At 56.8% G+C, this 16,112-nt stretch carries 17 protein-coding genes; 6 read left to right on the top strand and 11 right to left on the bottom strand.

Annotated features, from left to right (window positions below; all coding sequences use genetic code 11):
• Positions 1-42 precede the first annotated feature (42 nt).
• The 4 genes from Q1A43_RS02840 to Q1A43_RS02825 are packed head-to-tail and all read right to left on the bottom strand — an operon-like array spanning position 43 to position 1,634.
• Positions 43-348, bottom strand: coding sequence for an urease subunit beta (locus Q1A43_RS02840; RefSeq protein WP_299920711.1), 306 nt, complete (start codon positions 346-348; stop codon positions 43-45).
• Positions 345-494, bottom strand: coding sequence for a hypothetical protein (locus tag Q1A43_RS02835; RefSeq protein ID WP_299932314.1), 150 nt, complete (start codon positions 492-494; stop codon positions 345-347). Before Q1A43_RS02835 ends, Q1A43_RS02840 begins: the two co-directional genes overlap by 4 nt.
• 20 nt (positions 495-514) lie before the next feature.
• On the bottom strand, positions 515-817 hold the full coding sequence (locus tag Q1A43_RS02830) for an urease subunit gamma (protein ID WP_299920717.1): 303 nt from the start codon (positions 815-817) through the stop codon (positions 515-517).
• 1 nt (position 818) lies between these two features.
• Positions 819-1,634, bottom strand: a complete 816-nt coding sequence (locus Q1A43_RS02825; RefSeq protein ID WP_366944223.1) for an urease accessory protein UreD — start codon at positions 1,632-1,634, stop codon at positions 819-821.
• A 401-nt stretch (positions 1,635-2,035) separates the two neighbouring features.
• On the opposite strand from Q1A43_RS02825, the gene urtA reads away from it, so the two are divergent.
• The 5 genes from urtA (at position 2,036) to urtE (ending at position 8,055) form a co-directional block, all read left to right on the top strand.
• Positions 2,036-3,319, top strand: coding sequence for an urea ABC transporter substrate-binding protein (gene urtA, locus Q1A43_RS02820; RefSeq protein ID WP_299932311.1), 1,284 nt, complete (start codon positions 2,036-2,038; stop codon positions 3,317-3,319).
• Positions 3,320-3,390: 71 nt separating this feature from the next.
• The gene (gene urtB / locus Q1A43_RS02815; protein ID WP_299932308.1) at positions 3,391-5,316 is read left to right on the top strand and encodes an urea ABC transporter permease subunit UrtB; all 1,926 of its coding nucleotides are present in this window, start codon (positions 3,391-3,393) and stop codon (positions 5,314-5,316) included.
• Between the two features lie 136 nt (positions 5,317-5,452).
• Positions 5,453-6,616: an urea ABC transporter permease subunit UrtC gene (urtC, locus tag Q1A43_RS02810; protein WP_299920729.1), complete on the top strand. Its 1,164-nt coding sequence runs from the start codon at positions 5,453-5,455 to the stop codon at positions 6,614-6,616.
• The gene (urtD, locus tag Q1A43_RS02805) at positions 6,613-7,353 is read left to right on the top strand and encodes an urea ABC transporter ATP-binding protein UrtD (protein WP_299932305.1); all 741 of its coding nucleotides are present in this window, start codon (positions 6,613-6,615) and stop codon (positions 7,351-7,353) included. Before urtC ends, urtD begins: the two co-directional genes overlap by 4 nt.
• Positions 7,354-7,356: 3 nt before the next feature.
• A complete protein-coding gene (gene urtE, locus Q1A43_RS02800; RefSeq protein ID WP_299932303.1) occupies positions 7,357-8,055 on the top strand; it encodes an urea ABC transporter ATP-binding subunit UrtE in 699 nt (232 codons plus the stop codon).
• A 23-nt stretch (positions 8,056-8,078) separates the two neighbouring features.
• Here the strand turns inward: urtE and Q1A43_RS02795 are convergent, their stop codons facing one another.
• From Q1A43_RS02795 to Q1A43_RS02785, 3 genes are read right to left on the bottom strand one after another with little or no spacing between them, the layout of a single operon-like run.
• On the bottom strand, positions 8,079-9,161 hold the full coding sequence (locus tag Q1A43_RS02795) for a hypothetical protein (protein ID WP_299932300.1): 1,083 nt from the start codon (positions 9,159-9,161) through the stop codon (positions 8,079-8,081).
• Between the two features lie 7 nt (positions 9,162-9,168).
• Entirely contained in the window at positions 9,169-10,224 is a 1,056-nt protein-coding gene (locus Q1A43_RS02790) for a Gfo/Idh/MocA family oxidoreductase (protein WP_299932297.1), read from the bottom strand.
• Complete coding sequence (locus Q1A43_RS02785) at positions 10,217-11,224, bottom strand: Gfo/Idh/MocA family oxidoreductase (RefSeq protein ID WP_299932294.1); 1,008 nt, start codon at positions 11,222-11,224, stop codon at positions 10,217-10,219. Before Q1A43_RS02785 ends, Q1A43_RS02790 begins: the two co-directional genes overlap by 8 nt.
• 53 nt (positions 11,225-11,277) lie before the next feature.
• Here Q1A43_RS02785 and Q1A43_RS02780 point away from each other — a divergent pair, with 53 nt between their 5' ends.
• Positions 11,278-11,445 carry a hypothetical protein gene (locus Q1A43_RS02780; RefSeq protein WP_299932291.1) on the top strand — a complete coding sequence of 56 codons (168 nt, stop codon included), beginning with the start codon at positions 11,278-11,280 and terminating at the stop codon, positions 11,443-11,445.
• Here the strand turns inward: Q1A43_RS02780 and Q1A43_RS02775 are convergent.
• Genes Q1A43_RS02775 through Q1A43_RS02760 form a run of 4 tightly spaced genes read right to left on the bottom strand, consistent with a single transcriptional unit; the run spans position 11,430 to position 16,034 of the window.
• Positions 11,430-12,443, bottom strand: coding sequence for a Gfo/Idh/MocA family oxidoreductase (locus tag Q1A43_RS02775; protein ID WP_299932288.1), 1,014 nt, complete (start codon positions 12,441-12,443; stop codon positions 11,430-11,432). The two genes, Q1A43_RS02780 and Q1A43_RS02775, sit on opposite strands and share 16 nt — an antisense overlap.
• A complete protein-coding gene (locus tag Q1A43_RS02770; protein WP_299920749.1) occupies positions 12,440-13,534 on the bottom strand; it encodes an ABC transporter ATP-binding protein in 1,095 nt (364 codons plus the stop codon). The genes Q1A43_RS02775 and Q1A43_RS02770 overlap by 4 nt, the downstream gene beginning before the upstream one ends.
• Positions 13,531-14,613: a carbohydrate ABC transporter permease gene (locus tag Q1A43_RS02765; RefSeq protein ID WP_299932285.1), complete on the bottom strand. Its 1,083-nt coding sequence runs from the start codon at positions 14,611-14,613 to the stop codon at positions 13,531-13,533. Before Q1A43_RS02765 ends, Q1A43_RS02770 begins: the two co-directional genes overlap by 4 nt.
• Positions 14,610-16,034: a carbohydrate ABC transporter permease gene (locus tag Q1A43_RS02760; RefSeq protein ID WP_299932282.1), complete on the bottom strand. Its 1,425-nt coding sequence runs from the start codon at positions 16,032-16,034 to the stop codon at positions 14,610-14,612. Before Q1A43_RS02760 ends, Q1A43_RS02765 begins: the two co-directional genes overlap by 4 nt.
• Positions 16,035-16,112 lie beyond the last annotated feature (78 nt).

Here is a 16,112-nt window from a genome sequence, read left to right as displayed (position 1 = left end):
GGTGCGCTGCTGATTGCAGGGCGGGTAGTCAATCGGTCTGGATCACAGATCGCCCATGACGGCTCCGTTAAATCCAAACACGCGACGCGCGCCTGAGATCGGGATCAGGTTCACTTCGCGACGTTGGCCCGGTTCAAACCGAACGGCTGTTCCTGCGGCGATGTCCAAACGCATCCCCCGTGCGACGTCTCGATCAAAAACCAACCCCGGATTTGCCTCGGCAAAGTGATAGTGGGACCCAACCTGAACCGGGCGATCTCCGGTATTGGCAACCATAAGTGTGACCACCTCGGCCCCCTCGTTTAGGGTGAGCGTGCCCTCGGCTGGAAACAGTTCTCCGGGGATCATCGGCGTACCTTGGCCACGATCAGCGCCAGACCTGCGAGAACAGCCACAACACCCAACCACATGCCGCCATCATGGGGGTGCAGATGCGCGCCCTCATGGGCAAGGGCAGGCGTGGCGGCTAACAAAGCAATGGGAAGAAATTTCATGGGTCTCTCCTTTTGGGGATTTAACGGATGGGGTTGTGAACGGTCACCAGCTTGGTGCCGTCGGGAAAGGTCGCTTCGACCTGCACTTCGACGATCATCTCGGCGATGCCGTCCATACACTCGTCACGGGTGATAATTTCGGCCCCTGCCTGCATCAGGTCGGAAACTGACCGGCCATCCCGCGCCCCTTCGACCACCGCATCGGTGATAAGGGCAATGGCTTCGGGGTGGTTGAGTTTGACGCCACGCGCCAAACGTTTGCGCGCCACTTCGGCGGCCATAGCCACCAACAGCTTGTCTTTTTCACGCGGGGTGAGTTGCATGTCATAGTCTCCAAGAAATCGGAAGCTTGTCGCCGCTGAGACGATCAAGAATAGGAAGCAAAGCGCGGCGCAGCTCAAAGCTGTCTTCGGCCACAAGGCGCAGCGCCAATAGATCAGGGTGCAAGAGCGAGGCACCACCGGTCACCGGTAAAAGCGCCCGCACCGGATCAAGATGGGCCGCAGCGTTGGGGGCAGCAAAAACAAGGCTGGCCATCGCGCCGGCCCCTTGGGCCAACCGAGCCAATTGCAGTGTCAGGTCACCTTCCAAACAAAGCGCATCCATGTAGATAGGTGCCCCATCACGATAAATTTCGATGCGGTCACGAAACGAAACATCCTGCAATGTCTCACCCATAGCCGCGCGACCAAAGACAACCGGTTCGACCATCAACGCCTCGGCATCGGCGGCCAGATCGATGCGCAAAGACCGGCGCAAAGCCGCGCCTTCAAACAAAATCAGCTCCTGTGGGAGCCAGTTGACCCGCGCTCCGGCCTCGGCCTTTAGCGTGGTATCCGCCGTCGCAAAGCCGCTTGCAGCCCGATAGGCACGTTCGGCCGCTTGGGTTGTGAGGGTCAATTCCGATCCCACCCCCGCCACAGCGTTCAAAGACACCTTGTCACCGCCGGTCAAACCGCCAGCCGTATTAATAGTGATAACCTCAAGCGCATCTGTGCTGCGCGGAAAAAGCGCCTTCATACAGCCGGAAGACCGCAGATGCCCAATTGCGCTGCGCCCGTCGCGGGCCTTTGCCTGAACATTCAGCATCCCTATGGCGCGCGGCTGGTCTGCTGCTGTCTTGGCTGGTGTATGTCTCAACGTGGCGTTGATTGGATTGCCCTCGGATCATTTCGTTTCGCCACTTTGTTCAGCACGCGCCCCCGTTAGCGGCAATGATTCCGGCAGAAAGAGAATGAACGACCGGCATTTGTGATTAAATTTTCACCACACGGGGGCTTAGGTGATTAAACTTTCATCATTTTCGAGGGAGTCGCCGCACTTTTCCGCTGCACAATTGACCCTCGCGCCGCATCGCAGAATGACTAAGGCACCCGCCGGGACGCTAGGAAACGCAATTTCGGAAAACGGGTGTGTGACGACCCATATGAATTGGACCTCAGCAGGGCCGCCACACGAGATGCAACAAATGTTGCGGGGACTGAATTACGCATTTGCGCAAGTTTGCGCAATGCCACCAAGCACCCCGCAGGGAGAATGTGATGAACTGCTTCACCAAACTGCTCACCAGCACCGCCACTCTTGCTGCCCTCTCGGCTCCGGCTTTTGCCGAATGCGCCGACCCAGTCAAAGTTGGCGTTCTGCACTCGCTGTCCGGCACAATGGCGATTTCTGAAACCACACTAAAAGACACCATGTTGCTGCTTATTGAAGAGCAGAACAAAAAAGGCGGTCTGCTGGGCTGCGAGATCGAAGCGGTTGTTGTTGACCCAGCATCGGATTGGCCACTGTTTGCTGAAAAAGCCCGCGAGCTGATCTCGGTACATGATGTTGACGTCATTTTCGGCAACTGGACATCGGTATCGCGTAAATCGGTTCTGCCGGTCATCGAAGAGCTGAACGGCCTGCTGTTCTACCCTGTTCAGTATGAAGGCGAGGAAAGCTCCAAGAACGTCTTTTACACCGGTGCCGCCCCCAACCAACAGGCGATCCCAGCCACTGACTATTTCCTTGAAGAACTGGGTGTTGAGAAATTCGCACTGCTGGGCACCGACTATGTGTACCCACGGACAACCAACAACATCTTGGAATCCTACCTGAAATCCAAGGGCATCCCGGCCGAAGACATCTTTGTCAACTACACACCATTCGGCCATTCTGACTGGGCGACAATCGTTGCTGACGTTGTGAAGCTGGGCGAAGACGGCAAGCAGGTTGGCGTGATCTCAACCATCAACGGCGACGCCAACATCGGTTTCTATAAAGAACTGGCCGCGGCTGGTATCTCGGCTGACGACATCCCAGTTGTTGCGTTCTCCGTTGGCGAAGAAGAGCTTTCGGGCCTCGACACAGCCAACCTGACCGGTCACCTCGCCGCTTGGAACTACTTCCAATCCGCCGAAAGCGAAGCCAACACCGCATGGGTAGACGCGTGGAAGGCCAAAATGGGCGAAGAGCGCGTGACCAACGACCCAATGGAAGCCCACTTTATCGGTTTCAACATGTGGGTGAACGCCGCCACCGCCGCCGGCACCACCGATGTCGATGCGGTTCGCACAGCAATGTACGGCCAGGAATATCCAAACCTGACCGGCGGTACCGCCGTGATGTTGCCCAACCACCACTTGGCCAAGCCGGTTCTGATCGGTGAAATCAAAGCCGATGGTCAGTTCGACATCATCAGCCAAACCACCGAAGTTCCCGGCGATGCTTGGACCGACTTCCTTCCAGAATCCGCTGTATTGAAGTCCGATTGGCAGACCCTGGAATGCGGTATGTACAACACCGACACCGGGTCCTGTGTTCAGATCAAATCGAACTACTAAGCTAAACTTTGGGTGCGCGTTTTGGCGCGCACCCTTTTTCCAAGACGCCCCTCCCCAACAGGTAATCTCCTATGCTCCGTGCCCTTCTCACGGTTTTGACCCTGCTGTGCCTGCCCGCCGCGGTCATCGCCCAAGACCTTCAGTCGATCCTGCAAGAGCATTCCGCTCAGATTGCCAAACCATCGCGCAAGAAAATCGGCCCAGCGCTAGAGGCTTTGGCCGCCTCTGGCCTTCAGCAAGCGCCTGAGTTCCTTGAGCGTTGGCAAAACAAAGAACTCTATCAACGCACCGAAGACGGGCTTTTCTTTTACGCCGCCAAATCCGACGCGGGTCTGGATATCACCGATATCGACAGCGCCGAAATCACGGAGGGCGTGGACGCAGCCACCCTTAAACAGATCAAACCAAACGGCGGCGTGCGCAAAGCCATCGCCCAAGCCTTGGTGCAATTTCAGCTCTCCTCCCCCGATCTCCAACGCCGCCAAGACGCCGTCGCAGCCTTAGCGGGCAAGCTTGATCCGGCACAACTCGGAGCGCTTGAGGCGTCTATCGACGGGGAAACCGACCCAGCCTTGAAAATTCGCAAGCAAAAGCTTGTCACCTACCTCGCCGCCAAGTTTGGTGACACGCCTGAGGCGCGGATCAAAGCCATCGATGGTCTCGCCGGTGACATCAGCGTTGAAACCCGTGCGGTTCTCTCCCAGATTTTGACCACGAAAACCGTCGCCTCAAAAACAGAGCCGGACGCCAATGTTGCGGTCATTCTTCCCATGCCCCGTGACCAAGCCTATGCCTTTTTGGTCGAGACCCAAGGCCTCCCTGCGCCGGTCTCTTCTGACGATATCCGCAAGGCGCTTGAGGCCAATGTTGTGGGCGGCAAGGTTGGCACGGTGTCCACCGTCAGCTTGAACACTGACGCCGCCCGGATCCAAGCCTATGACCTTTTGGTCTCGGAGGGCAAAGCCCCCGCCCGCGTTTCCGAAGCCGATATTTCGAACGCTCTGGCCACGTGGCAAATCTACGACATCTACGATGAGCCCAACCCCGAGATCACAACAGCCGCCAAAGCCGCGCAGGACGAAGTGAACACCCGCGTCAATGTCAGCCAATCCGCGGACCTCGCGCTGGACGCTGTCTCGCTTGCCTCGATATACTTCCTTGCTGCCATTGGCCTTGCTATCACCTTTGGCGTCATGGGTGTCATCAACATGGCGCATGGCGAATTCATCATGATGGGGGCCTATACCGGCTATGTAGTGCAACAGCTCATTCCCAATTACACCGTCTCGCTGATTGTCGCCCTGCCGCTGGCCTTTGCTGTGACCTTTGCCGCCGGTGTGGCGATGGAACGTCTGGTGATCCGCTGGCTCTATAACCGTCCGCTCGAAACCCTTCTGGCCACCTTTGGCGTCTCGATCGCTCTGCAACAGCTGGCCAAAAACATCTTTGGTACTCAGGCGCGTCCGCTGACCTCGCCTGCTTGGCTCGATGGCGCTCTGGTCTTCAACGATGTCATCCAGATCAGCTATATCCGCATTGCCATCTTCGTGCTTGCGCTCTTGTTCCTCGGCTTGCTGCTCTTCATCCTGAAACGCACTCGCCTTGGCCTTGAAACCCGCGCCGTCACCCAAAACCCACGCATGGCGGCCTCGATGGGTATCAACCCCGAACGCATCAAAATGCTGACCTTTGGGCTTGGCTCCGGCATCGCAGGAATCGCGGGCGTCGCCATTGGTCTTTATGCCAAGGTCACCTCGGAAATGGGGTCCGATTATATCGTCCAAAGCTTCATGACCGTTGTTGTCGGCGGCGTCGGCAATATCTGGGGCACCTTGGCCGGGGCCACGATGATCGGCACCCTGCAAAAAGGCATTGAATGGCTTAACCCGTCCAACACGCTCGCCGCTCAGACCTATATGATCCTCTTCATCATCCTGTTCATCCAATTCCGCCCCAAAGGCATCGTTGCCCTCAAAGGCCGCGCGGCAGGAGATTAAGTCACATGATCATCCAATACGCCTTGTCTTCTTCTTTTCACAATTATCCCGGGCGAGCGCCTTTGGCACCGGGGCAGCGCCCCCTCTCTGCCTTCGAAATTCGATCCAAGCGCACATCCCGTACCGGAGCCGCGACATGAGCCAGACCTTTATCACCCGTCATCCCTCAACCCTTTGGGTTCTTGCGTTTCTTGGCCTCTTCACCTTGCTGGTCTCGGTCTTTTCCGAAGCTTCCGGCGTTGGCCTGATCTCCACCTCTTTTGTCAAAACGCTTGGCAAAACCCTCTGCCTTTGCTTAATCGCCATCGCCATGGACGTGGTCTGGGGCTATTGCGGCATCCTCTCGCTCGGCCATTTCGCCTTCTTTGGCATTGGCGGCTATGCGATTGGCATGTGGCTGATGTATGCGCGCACCGAGGCCATCGTCACCCATAGCCTCTCGGCAAGTGTGATCCCACCCACCGAAGTCGAGATAACAGATGCGATCGGCAATCAAATCTTTGGCGTGGTTGGTTCCTCTGACTTTCCGATGATCTGGGCCTTTGCCCATTCATTGCCGCTCCAGCTCCTGATGATCTTGCTGATCCCCGGATTGCTTGCCCTTGTCTTTGGCTGGCTCGCCTTTCGCAGCCGCGTCACCGGAGTTTACCTCTCGATCTTGACCCAAGCCATGACCCTCGCCCTCGCCCTCTATCTCTTTCAAAACGATAGTGGTTTGCGTGGCAACAACGGTCTGTCTGGCCTGCAAAACATCCCCGGTTTCGAAGAGACCTCACAAGCGCAAATCTCCATCGCCTTCTTCTGGGCCTCCTCGGCTGCGCTTGCCCTTGGCTATCTGCTCTTTGCGTGGGTCACCGCGGGCAAAATGGGCAGCGTCATTCGCGCCATTCGCGATGACGAGGCACGGGTGCGTTTTCTTGGCTATCACGTCGAAAGCTACAAACTCTTTGTCTTCACCCTCACGGCCGTGGTCTCCGGCATCGCTGGGGCGCTCTATTACCCCCAAGCGGGCATTATCAACCCGGCTGAAATCGCCCCTATCGCGTCGATCTACCTCGCGGTCTGGGTCGCCATCGGTGGGCGTGGCAAGCTTTACGGCGCGGTCATCGGCGCGGTCTTTGTCTCGCTGCTCTCCTCTTATTTCACCGGCGGCAGCGCACCGGACATCAACCTTGGCTTTTACGTCATCAAATGGACTGACTGGTGGCTCGTCCTGCTTGGCCTGTCCTTTGTCGCGGTCACCCTTCTCTTCCCCGGCGGCATCGCCAGCCTGTTTGACAAACTCACGAGGAAATCATGAGCACGCTTCTCGAAATGTCCGGGGTCTCGGTCTCTTTTGACGGGTTCAAGGCGATCAACAATCTGTCGTTTCAAATCGCAGAACCGGAAATGCGCGCCATCATTGGCCCCAACGGTGCCGGGAAAACCACCTTTATGGACATCATCACCGGCAAGACCAAACCCGACGAAGGCCGCGTGATTTTCGGTGAAAAATCCGTGTCGCTTCTGGGGATGAGTGAAAGCAAAATTGCCAAGGTGGGTGTGGGGCGCAAGTTCCAAAAACCCACGGTGTTTGAGGCGCAAACCGTACGCGAAAACTTTGCACTGGCTCTAAAAAACCCGCGTGGCCCTTTTGAGGTTCTGCGCCACCGCAAGTCCAAACGCGGCGCTGAGCGGATCGAAGCGATGGCGGAACAAGTCGGCCTCACCGAGGAGCTGCCGCGCCTTGCCGGAGAGTTGTCGCATGGTCAAAAACAGTGGCTTGAAATTGGCATGTTGCTGGCGCAAAGCCCGCGCTTGTTGTTGGTTGATGAACCCGCCGCCGGGATGACCCCGGCCGAGCGCGAAAAAACCACCGACATTCTTGTCAACGCCGCCAAGACCCATGCGGTTGTGGTTGTTGAACATGATATGGAATTTGTGCGCCGTCTGAATTGCAAAGTTACGGTGCTCAACGAAGGCTCGGTTCTTGCCGAAGGCAGCCTCGACCACGTCACCCAAAACCCTGACGTCATTGACGTTTATCTGGGACGCTGAACCATGCTTGATATCAAAAACCTCGACCTGCATTACGGCCATTCTCAAATCCTGTATGACGTTTCAATGCAGGCCGAGCTTGGCAAAATCACCTGTTTGATGGGGACAAACGGGGTTGGGAAAACTTCGCTGCTCAAGGCAATTTCAGGAACGCACAAACGATCCGGCGGTGAGATGGCCATTGATGGCCAGACCCTAGGCAAAAACACCCCGGCACATGCTTTGGCGCAAATTGGCGTTGGATACGTTCCACAGGGGCGCGATGTGTTTCCGTTGATGACTGTGCGCGAGAACCTAGAAACTGGTTTTGCCTGCCTGCCAAAATCCGAGCACTTTGTCCCCGATGAGATTTTTGAACTGTTTCCGATCCTCAAGGATTTTATCAACCGCCGTGGCGGGGATTTGTCTGGCGGTCAGCAACAACAGCTCGCAATCGCGCGCGCGCTTGTCGCCAAACCCAAGCTTTTGTTGCTGGATGAACCCACCGAGGGCATTCAGCCCAACATCATCAAACAGATCGGAGAGGTGATCAAATACCTGCGCGACCGTGGTGACATGGCGATCCTTCTGGTCGAGCAATTCTTTGATTTCGCTTATGATCTTGGCGATCACTTTGTTGCGCTGGAACGCGGCAAGGTGATCCATGATGCCTCAGCGCCCGACACGAAACGCGACGATCTGCTCCAGAAAGTTTCCGTCTGACCGAGTGCCGCGCAGGAGCCGGGTTACAAATTTTTTGCAAAAAATTTGAGCGTCGCGCGCCAGTCTTGCATAAGCACATCATGTCCCCCCGGCCGCAAGTGGAAGCCAAAAGCGCCACTGTTCCATGCGGTGGGAATGACGCTTGGTGGGGTTAGCCCGTAGGCTTTGGCGGCAAGCGCCAAGGCGGCCCAACTGCCCTCTGGGTCCGCCCAAGTGTCCTCTTCCGCTTCACTGAGATAAACGCGTGCCGGGGCACAAAGCGCCAGCAGTTGGTGTTGATCCACCGTCATAGCATCCGGATTTGTCACCGCTCCGTGCCGGAGCCAGTGGGGGAACCGTTGTGTCAACTGAGCCAATGTTTCGCCAACCAAATGCCGTGACAGAGCCGTCCCGGCGCAGCCAGAATTGTTGGCCCACAGCCCTGCAACCCGGTTGTCATGCGCCGTGGCCCAAAGCGCCGCTTTGCCCAGACGCGAATGCCCGGCCAGAATGACCTTGTTCCGGTCAATAACCGGAGTGTCCACGGCAACGTCTACCATCCGCATCAAAGCCCAGGCCCAAAGCGAAATCGCACCCGTGTTGGGATGATTGAGCAACGGCGACACCCCATGGTCGCGCCACGTTTCCGCATCATCCGGCACCCAACTGCCATAGCAGCTCACCATGACCGCGAAGCCATGTTCGGCAATCAGGCCTAGTGGCCACCGGGGGCGCGATTGCCCGGCAAGACCCGGCACCAAACGCCCCTCCGCTTGCCATTCGGGGGCCGAATAGACCCGTGCCGCAGGGTCTGCGGGAAAACCGCCGGGAGGCAGAATTCCAAAAGGGCCAAGGAAGTCCAAAGCAACAATGACCGGCACCGGTGCCGTGGTCTTTGGGGACATCCATAGGGCCGCCGAAACATCAAACCGACGATCACCGCAGTGGATCGACAAAGTGATCTTATGGTGCCCGTCCGTTGTCGCCTCGATTTTATGCTCAACCCGGTCCGGAGGGGCGGGAATTGGCCCGTAAAGCTCTTTGGCAAAAGTCGCACGCAGGCGGGTCCGCCACTCCGGATCAGAGGTCGCTAATTCCGAAAGCTCAGGCAGACCGCGCCCCATCATCAGGGTCTCACTCTGGCAGCCACCCGCCATAAAGCGAATGATCGGACCCAAGTGGAAGTTTCACCGGCATGTTGCCGCGCGAAGACGCGTAAACCGCCGTCACAAACTCCAAGGATCGACGCCCATCAAGCGCGGTGACCTCGCGCCCGCCTTTGCCATCAAGCGCATCCGCCATGGCGTTGAACAGACCAGGAAAGCCGGTTGGGGCCGGGCCGACATCGGCCAGAACCGCGTCAATCTGGGCCTGAGTGCTTGGCGAGCGCGCCGTAAACACCCACGGGTCGGCGGCGGGTGCATAAGGCGACGTGCCGCTTTCGACGGTGAACCCTTCGAACATCAACCGCATGTGGCTATAGTCTGTTGCACAGCCCAACGTCACCGACGACGTGATCAAAGCGCCATTTTCCAACCGAATTGACAGCGCCGCGCTGTCTTCGACTTCGATGTCATTCACCCGCGTGCCAAGATCGGCAAAGACCTGTGACACAGGTCCCAAAAATGCCGGTAAGAAATCGTGGATGTGAATGGCGTGCCCCAAAATGGCACCGCCACTTTCCCCGGCCCAAGTGCCGCGCCAATCCACCGCGTAATAATCCGCGTCGCGATTCCAATGGGTTTCAATCGAACCAGCATAAAGCTTGCCTGCAAGGCCCGCGTCTTGCAGCGCCTGCAGCTGAGCTGTGCCAATGCCATAGCGATATTGAAACACCGGGAACACGCTTTTGCCGGTCTCCTTGACCTTGTCCAACAGAAGGTCCGCATCACGCACGGAGGCAACAAGCGGCTTTTCACAAACCACATGTTTGCCAGCCTCAAGCGCCTGAATACAACATGGGAAATGCAGATGCGGCGGCAGGCAAATATCAACGATATCAATGCTCTCATCCGCCAGAACCCCGGCGAAATCCGCCGTAAAACCAACGCCACCCGCCTTGGCCAAGGCCTTGCCGCGCTCTTCGTTCAGGTCGCAAATATAGGCAACCTCAAACCGCTCTGGCAGCGCCTGATACCCTGCCAGATGCTCTTTGCCGATCCCGGCACCGATGATTGCGACCCTATGCATGTGCTTCAGCCTTCATTTGCGCCTTGATACAGGTTTCCATCGTCAAAAACGTATGCGCCTGTGGGCAGGCGGTTTCGGTGCGGTCCTGAACATCCGCTGCAATGCACGGGAAATAGGGTAGATCGACATCGCGGCAATCAATATGCGCGTTCTCGGTTCCATTCACGAGGTAAAGGTTATCGGTGCGATGGGGCTGCCCAATATCGGTGTATTTGCGGCATTCAATCGTGCCCTCGGTACCAAGCAAGAACAACCGCCCATCGCCCCATGTTGGCAAGCCATCTGGCGTGAACCAGTCAAGGCGCAGATAGCCGTGACCGCCGTCGCCATGCAGGGTCATTTCGCCGTAATCCTGAAATCCAGGGTATTCAGGCCGCGTGGTGTTTTCCACATGCGCCGCCGCAATCGTGACATCCGTAGACCCGGTGAAATGCAGGAACTGATCAACCTGATGGCTGCCGATGTCGGTCAGAATACCGCCATAGCGCTCACGCTCAAAATACCAATCGGGACGGGTTTTGAGGTTTTGTTTATGCGGGGCCAAGGTCACAACTTGGATCACCCGACCAATCGCGCCTTGCTGTACCAGCTCGCTGGCTTTGGTGGTGGCGCGGACCTCAAAGCGTTCCGAGAAATTCACCGACCAAATGCGCCCGGTGCGGGCCTGACATTCCTTGATCGCCTCAAGCTGCTCCAATGTGGTGCAACCCGGTTTGTCCACCATCACGTCTTTGCCCGCTTCCATGGCCTCAATCGCCAATGCCGCGCGATCCGCTGGCACTGCCGAGATCAAAACCATCGAGATCGCTTCATCCTCAAGAATGGCGCGGCGATCTTCGACTTTGGTCACTTCGGGAAATGTGGTGTTAAACTTCTCTTCGGTAACGGCGGGGCCGTCTGTCCAATAGGCATCACAGGTGCAGCCCTGCGCCTTCATATTGCTGAGCATCCCGAAAATATGGCCGTGATCGATACCCAATACGCCGAGTTTGAATGGCATGTGTTTTGTCCTCTCCCACCTGCAGATGCAGGCCTCAAATTCGTTGGGGAAATGTGCAACTGTCGCCCGGCCTTAGACCGGGCCGCGCCCGACCTCCCCCCGGTGGGCGCGATTGCAACCTAGTGACTGACGGCACCGTTGTGGTGTTGGCCCGCGCAATCCATGTCTCTGGGGTCGAAAACGCCCTACAGGTCGGGCGCGTTCCTTATCGCTCCACCTGAACAGTTGTGCCCGATTTGCCCGACGCTTCAAGCGCTGTGATCAAACGGTGCACCTCGAGCGCGGTGCGTCCCGGGACCAATGGCGCGCGCTTTTGCGTCAGGCTTTCGGCGAAATCCTCGATCACAAAGCGGTGCCAATCGCTGGTAAAGGCCATCGGATCGGCCCCTGCCCCGGACGAGGCCGCCTGCCCCACGGTTTCTGATCGGCCATCTTGCCAGTTGATCTCAAGTAACCCGGCCTCAAGGTGCACTGATCCGGCGGCAAAATGCAGCGTGATCGTTTCGCCCTTGCCCGGAAAGCTTGAGGTCGTGGCAAACAATTGCCCCACCGCGCCATTTTCAAACCGCATCCCGGCACAGATGAAATCCTCGGACTCCATATCGTGGAAATCGGTAGTGGCTGTCATCGCCGTGACCTCGGTCACCGGGCTGGTGAGGGACAGCATCAAATCCATCGTGTGGATCGCCTGCGAAATCATCACCCCGCCGCCGTCACGCGCATAAGACCCACGCCCCGGTTCGTCGTAATAGGCCTGCGGGCGCCACCACGGCACGTTGACCTCGGCCATACGCAGCGCACCAAGTTCAGGCAGCAATTTGCGCAAATCATCCACCACGGGCCGGGCGCGATGTTGCAGCATGATGCCCAATGGCACGCCAGCCGCCTCGCAGATTTCGACCAGTTTTGTCGCGCCTTCCAACGTGCGCTCCACCGGTTTTTCCATTAAGATAGGTTTGCCCGCGGCCACCAATTCTTTGACAATCTCGGCGCGTGCATTGGGAGGTGTGGTGAGCAAAACGAAATCCACATCCGAGGCGGCGATTTCGGCCACCGACGTGGCCTCAACCGCGCCCAAGTCCGGCCATTCAGCAAGGAAACGCGCCCGGCTTTCGGCCGAGCGCGCATAGACATAAGATAATTCGACGGCGTCCGAGTTGCGGATCGCGTCTCCAAAGGTGCGCGTCACCATCCCAAGGCCGATCAAAGCGGCCTTCATCGCGCAAGCTCCATCGACGCGCCATCTTCGCCAAACAAGTGGAAGCTTTCGGTTGGGAAACTCACCCCAAGCTCTTGGCCCTTTTGTAGCGGAATTTGATGGGCATGCTGAACCGTTAGCGTGTCGCCATTGGCGAATGTCGCATAGATATAGGTCACCGCGCCCAACTGTTCAAAGTTCTGAACCGTCACGGTTTCATCGCCTTTACCACCCAAATCGACATGAATGTTTTCGGGGCGAATGCCCAGCGTGACGGCCCCTTTGCCCGGCTGTGCCAATGGAACATCACGCACCATGCCACAATTCAAGGACATGACATTTCCGTCCAATGTTCCTTCGAGGAAGTTCATCTGCGGCGCACCAAGGAAACCCGCCACAAACTTGTTCTTGGGATGGTTATAAAGATCCAGCGGGCGGCCAACCTGTTCGATATTGCCACCGCGCAACACCACAATGCGGTCGGCCATTGTCATGGCTTCAATCTGATCATGGGTCACATAGATCATGGTGTTTTTGAGCTTGGCATGCAGGTCCGAAATCTCGACCCGCATTTGCAAGCGCAGCTCGGCATCAAGGTTCGAGAGCGGTTCGTCAAACAAGAAAATCACCGGTTCGCGCACAATGGCGCGGCCAATGGCAACCCGCTGGCGTTGGCCCCCCGAAAGCTGACCGGGGCGACGCCCGAGCAGATGATCGATCTGCAAAAGCTTGGCCGCATCATTGATGCGCTTGTCGATCTCGGCGCGGTCCATCCGCAGGTTTTCCAACCCAAATGACAGGTTTTGCCCCACGGTCATATGCGGATAAAGCGCGTAGCTTTGGAACACCATGCTCAGCCCACGTTCAGACGCGGGCACGTTGTTGACGCGTTTGCCATTCAGATTGATGTCGCCGGATGTCGGATCATCAAGACCCGCTATCAAACGCAGCAAGGTGGATTTACCGCAACCCGACGGGCCAACAAAGACGATGAATTCACCTTCTTCGATTTCCAGATCGATGCCGTGAATGACATCAACTTCGCCAAAGCTTTTGCGGATGTCTGAAAGCTGAAGTGCCCTCGTTTTGTTTGAGTTGGGTTTGTCGTTCATTTCAGACCTGTCGTAGCAATGCCGGTGGTGATGAAGCGTTGAAGCCATACGAACACAAGCGTGATCGGGATCAGCGTCACCACAGTCATGGCGAGAATATAGTGGAAGTTGGTGTCAAACTCGCCGGCGAATTGGGTCAGCCCCAATTGCAACGTATGCGCGGCCGGGTCCGAGATCAGCACGATCAGCGGCCAGAGGAAATCATTCCACCGCCAAATGACCGAGAGGATCGCCAGAACCGACAATGCCGGGAGCGAGAGCGGAATGATGATCCGCCAGAAAATACGCCATTCCGAAGCCGCATCCATACGCGCCGCTTCGAGCAATTCGTCGGGAATGGTCAGCATGTATTGCCGCAACAAGAACACTCCGGTTGGCGTCGCGGCGGCGGGAATAATCACCCCCCAAAGCGAGCCGAAAATACCGAAACTCCAGACCACAAAGAACAGCGATACTAGGATGATTGAGCTTGGGATCAGGAGCGTTGCGACGATCAAGATCGTAAAGGTCAGACGACCCCGAAACCGGTATTTCGACAGGGCAAAGGCCGCCATGGCGTTGATCAAAAGCGTGATCAGCGTCGCAATCACCGTCACAAAGACCGAGTTGTAGAGATAGGTGAAAAAGTGGAAATTATCCTGTCCGTTCCGTTTCAGGATCGGATCAAGGTAGTTTTCCACCGCAACACGAATATCCTCATGCGGGGTTAGGCTTTTGCGTGGGACTTGAAACACTGCCTCGGGGTCATCCACCGGCGCGACATCGGTTAGCTTGCGGGTTGGGCCTGCCTTAAAGACCAACTGGGTGCGGCCATCTTCGGCCGTATACACCCAAACGTCTTTTTCGCCGACGCCGTCAACCATTTGGCTGATCTGATCCATTGGCATCAGACGGGTGTCAAAGCTTTCGACCGCCGTGTCGGATTTGATTGAGCTGAAGAAAGTCCAGAGCACCGGAACAAGGATCACCAGAACCCCGACAAACAGATAAGCATAGGCCAAGAAATCTTGGATCGTGAAACTATCGGCCTTATCTTTTGTTCCGGCGGTGCGAGTCAGAAATGTTGCTAAACGGCTCATAGGTCTGATTGCCTCCGGGTTAGCCAGAGCTGGAAGAAGGTGAAGACCGCGATGACAATCGCCATCAGGATCGAGCCTGCAGCGGCTTGGCCATAGTCGGGGTGATCGTTCGAAAATGCGACTTCGTAGATGTTTTGCACGACCATGAATGTTTCACGACCCGGACCACCGCCCGTTAGCAGATAGACCTCATCAAAGATTTGGAAGCTTCGGATCAGCGACAGGACCAAAACCACGGTCAGGGTTGGCATGACCAATGGCAGGGTGATGCGGTAAAACGCCCGGAACGGTTTGGTCGCGTCCATCTTGGCGGCCTCATAGAGATCACGCGGAATGGCCTGAAGACCCGCCAAAAGGATCAGCATATAAAAGCCCATGTGGCTCCAACAGAAAACAAACACCAGCCAGAAGAACGGCCAACCGGTTTTCGGCGTCACCAGCCAATTGATCGGACGATAGCGGCCAAAGCTAAAGACGGCATCAAATTGGATCATCAACAACATGATGACGGCCAAGATACCCGCCCCGATAATCGCCATGCGAGCAAAGCTTTGTTCGGTAGACACCGCCCAATACAGCCCCGCAGCCATAACGAGACCAAGCCAGCCAGAGCCAGGCAAACCAAGCAGGCTAAGGGGTTGCGACCAATAGACAAGCATTGCGATCAGTGCCCCAAACACCGCCGTCCAAGACGCCGATGGCCCATCGTTTGAGCGCAAAGACCGTTCGGAGACGATCAACAGGATCACCGCAAATATCACCGTGGCGACCATGTCAAAGCCGCTTAGCCCCGCTAGACCGGTCATGGCATCGCGCGCCTCGCCGATGCTGGCGTTTAGTGCCCCCTTGCGGTGCAAAACCCAGTTCCAGATGTTGGCAATCACAACCGGAGAAAGCATCACGGGGTAAAAGAACATCGCCCGCCAAAAACCGCGGCCTTTGATGTTTTGGTTCACAACCAAAGCGGTGATCAGTGCTGCAACGCATAGAATTGGCACTTGAATCAACACAAACCACAGGGTGTTGAACATGCCGGTCCAGAAGTTATAGCCGGGGTTCGAACAGGATTTCGGCGACAGGAAGTTTTCGCAGTTAAAGATGTCTGCGTATTTTTCCCAACCAACCCAAGGGCGATCAAAAAGCGAGATCGACGCGCCGCCAGTGAACGAGACGTAAAAGTTTAGGATCATCGGCAAGAAGGTGAAAAAGCCAAAGATCAACATGTTTGGGAGCAACAGGGCGTAAGGCACCCCGGCTCGTCCAAACAGGCTTTGGGCCAATTCCACCGGAAAGCCCAGTAGATCCATAAAGAATTGCGGTATCTGGCGATGCGTATAGCGTCGCCGCATAAGGAGCCAGATTGCCCCGCCAAGCCCCCAGAATAGGGCGGCGAAGGCAACTGTGAAGCCTGCAGGTGTCATGAAACGTCCCGATCAAAACGCCCCTTGTGGGGGGCAAAAGGGCGGGCACCGCATAGGCACCCGCCCCATTTCATTGCG

Origin of the sequence: uncultured Pelagimonas sp. (genome assembly GCF_947498515.1) — a bacterium.
Classification (GTDB): Bacteria; Pseudomonadota; Alphaproteobacteria; order Rhodobacterales; family Rhodobacteraceae; genus Pelagimonas.
This window is presented reverse-complemented; position numbering and strand designations above follow the sequence as displayed.

Bases quoted from the DNA above. Each gene is read 5' to 3' on its own strand.
- Q1A43_RS02770 (WP_299920749.1), bottom strand. From the start codon at position 13,534: ATGAACGACAAACCCAACTCAAACAAAACGAGGGCACTTCAGCTTTCA.
- urtB (WP_299932308.1), top strand. From the start codon at position 3,391: ATGCTCCGTGCCCTTCTCACGGTTTTGACCCTGCTGTGCCTGCCCGCC.
- Q1A43_RS02785 (WP_299932294.1), bottom strand. From the start codon at position 11,224: ATGCCATTCAAACTCGGCGTATTGGGTATCGATCACGGCCATATTTTC.
- Q1A43_RS02795 (WP_299932300.1), bottom strand. From the start codon at position 9,161: ATGATGGGGCGCGGTCTGCCTGAGCTTTCGGAATTAGCGACCTCTGAT.
- Q1A43_RS02790 (WP_299932297.1), bottom strand. From the start codon at position 10,224: ATGCATAGGGTCGCAATCATCGGTGCCGGGATCGGCAAAGAGCATCTG.
- Q1A43_RS02840 (WP_299920711.1), bottom strand. From the start codon at position 348: ATGATCCCCGGAGAACTGTTTCCAGCCGAGGGCACGCTCACCCTAAAC.
- urtC (WP_299920729.1), top strand. From the start codon at position 5,453: ATGAGCCAGACCTTTATCACCCGTCATCCCTCAACCCTTTGGGTTCTT.
- Q1A43_RS02775 (WP_299932288.1), bottom strand. From the start codon at position 12,443: ATGAAGGCCGCTTTGATCGGCCTTGGGATGGTGACGCGCACCTTTGGA.
- urtD (WP_299932305.1), top strand. From the start codon at position 6,613: ATGAGCACGCTTCTCGAAATGTCCGGGGTCTCGGTCTCTTTTGACGGG.
- Q1A43_RS02835 (WP_299932314.1), bottom strand. From the start codon at position 494: ATGAAATTTCTTCCCATTGCTTTGTTAGCCGCCACGCCTGCCCTTGCC.
- urtA (WP_299932311.1), top strand. From the start codon at position 2,036: ATGAACTGCTTCACCAAACTGCTCACCAGCACCGCCACTCTTGCTGCC.
- Q1A43_RS02760 (WP_299932282.1), bottom strand. From the start codon at position 16,034: ATGACACCTGCAGGCTTCACAGTTGCCTTCGCCGCCCTATTCTGGGGG.
- Q1A43_RS02830 (WP_299920717.1), bottom strand. From the start codon at position 817: ATGCAACTCACCCCGCGTGAAAAAGACAAGCTGTTGGTGGCTATGGCC.
- urtE (WP_299932303.1), top strand. From the start codon at position 7,357: ATGCTTGATATCAAAAACCTCGACCTGCATTACGGCCATTCTCAAATC.
- Q1A43_RS02765 (WP_299932285.1), bottom strand. From the start codon at position 14,613: ATGAGCCGTTTAGCAACATTTCTGACTCGCACCGCCGGAACAAAAGAT.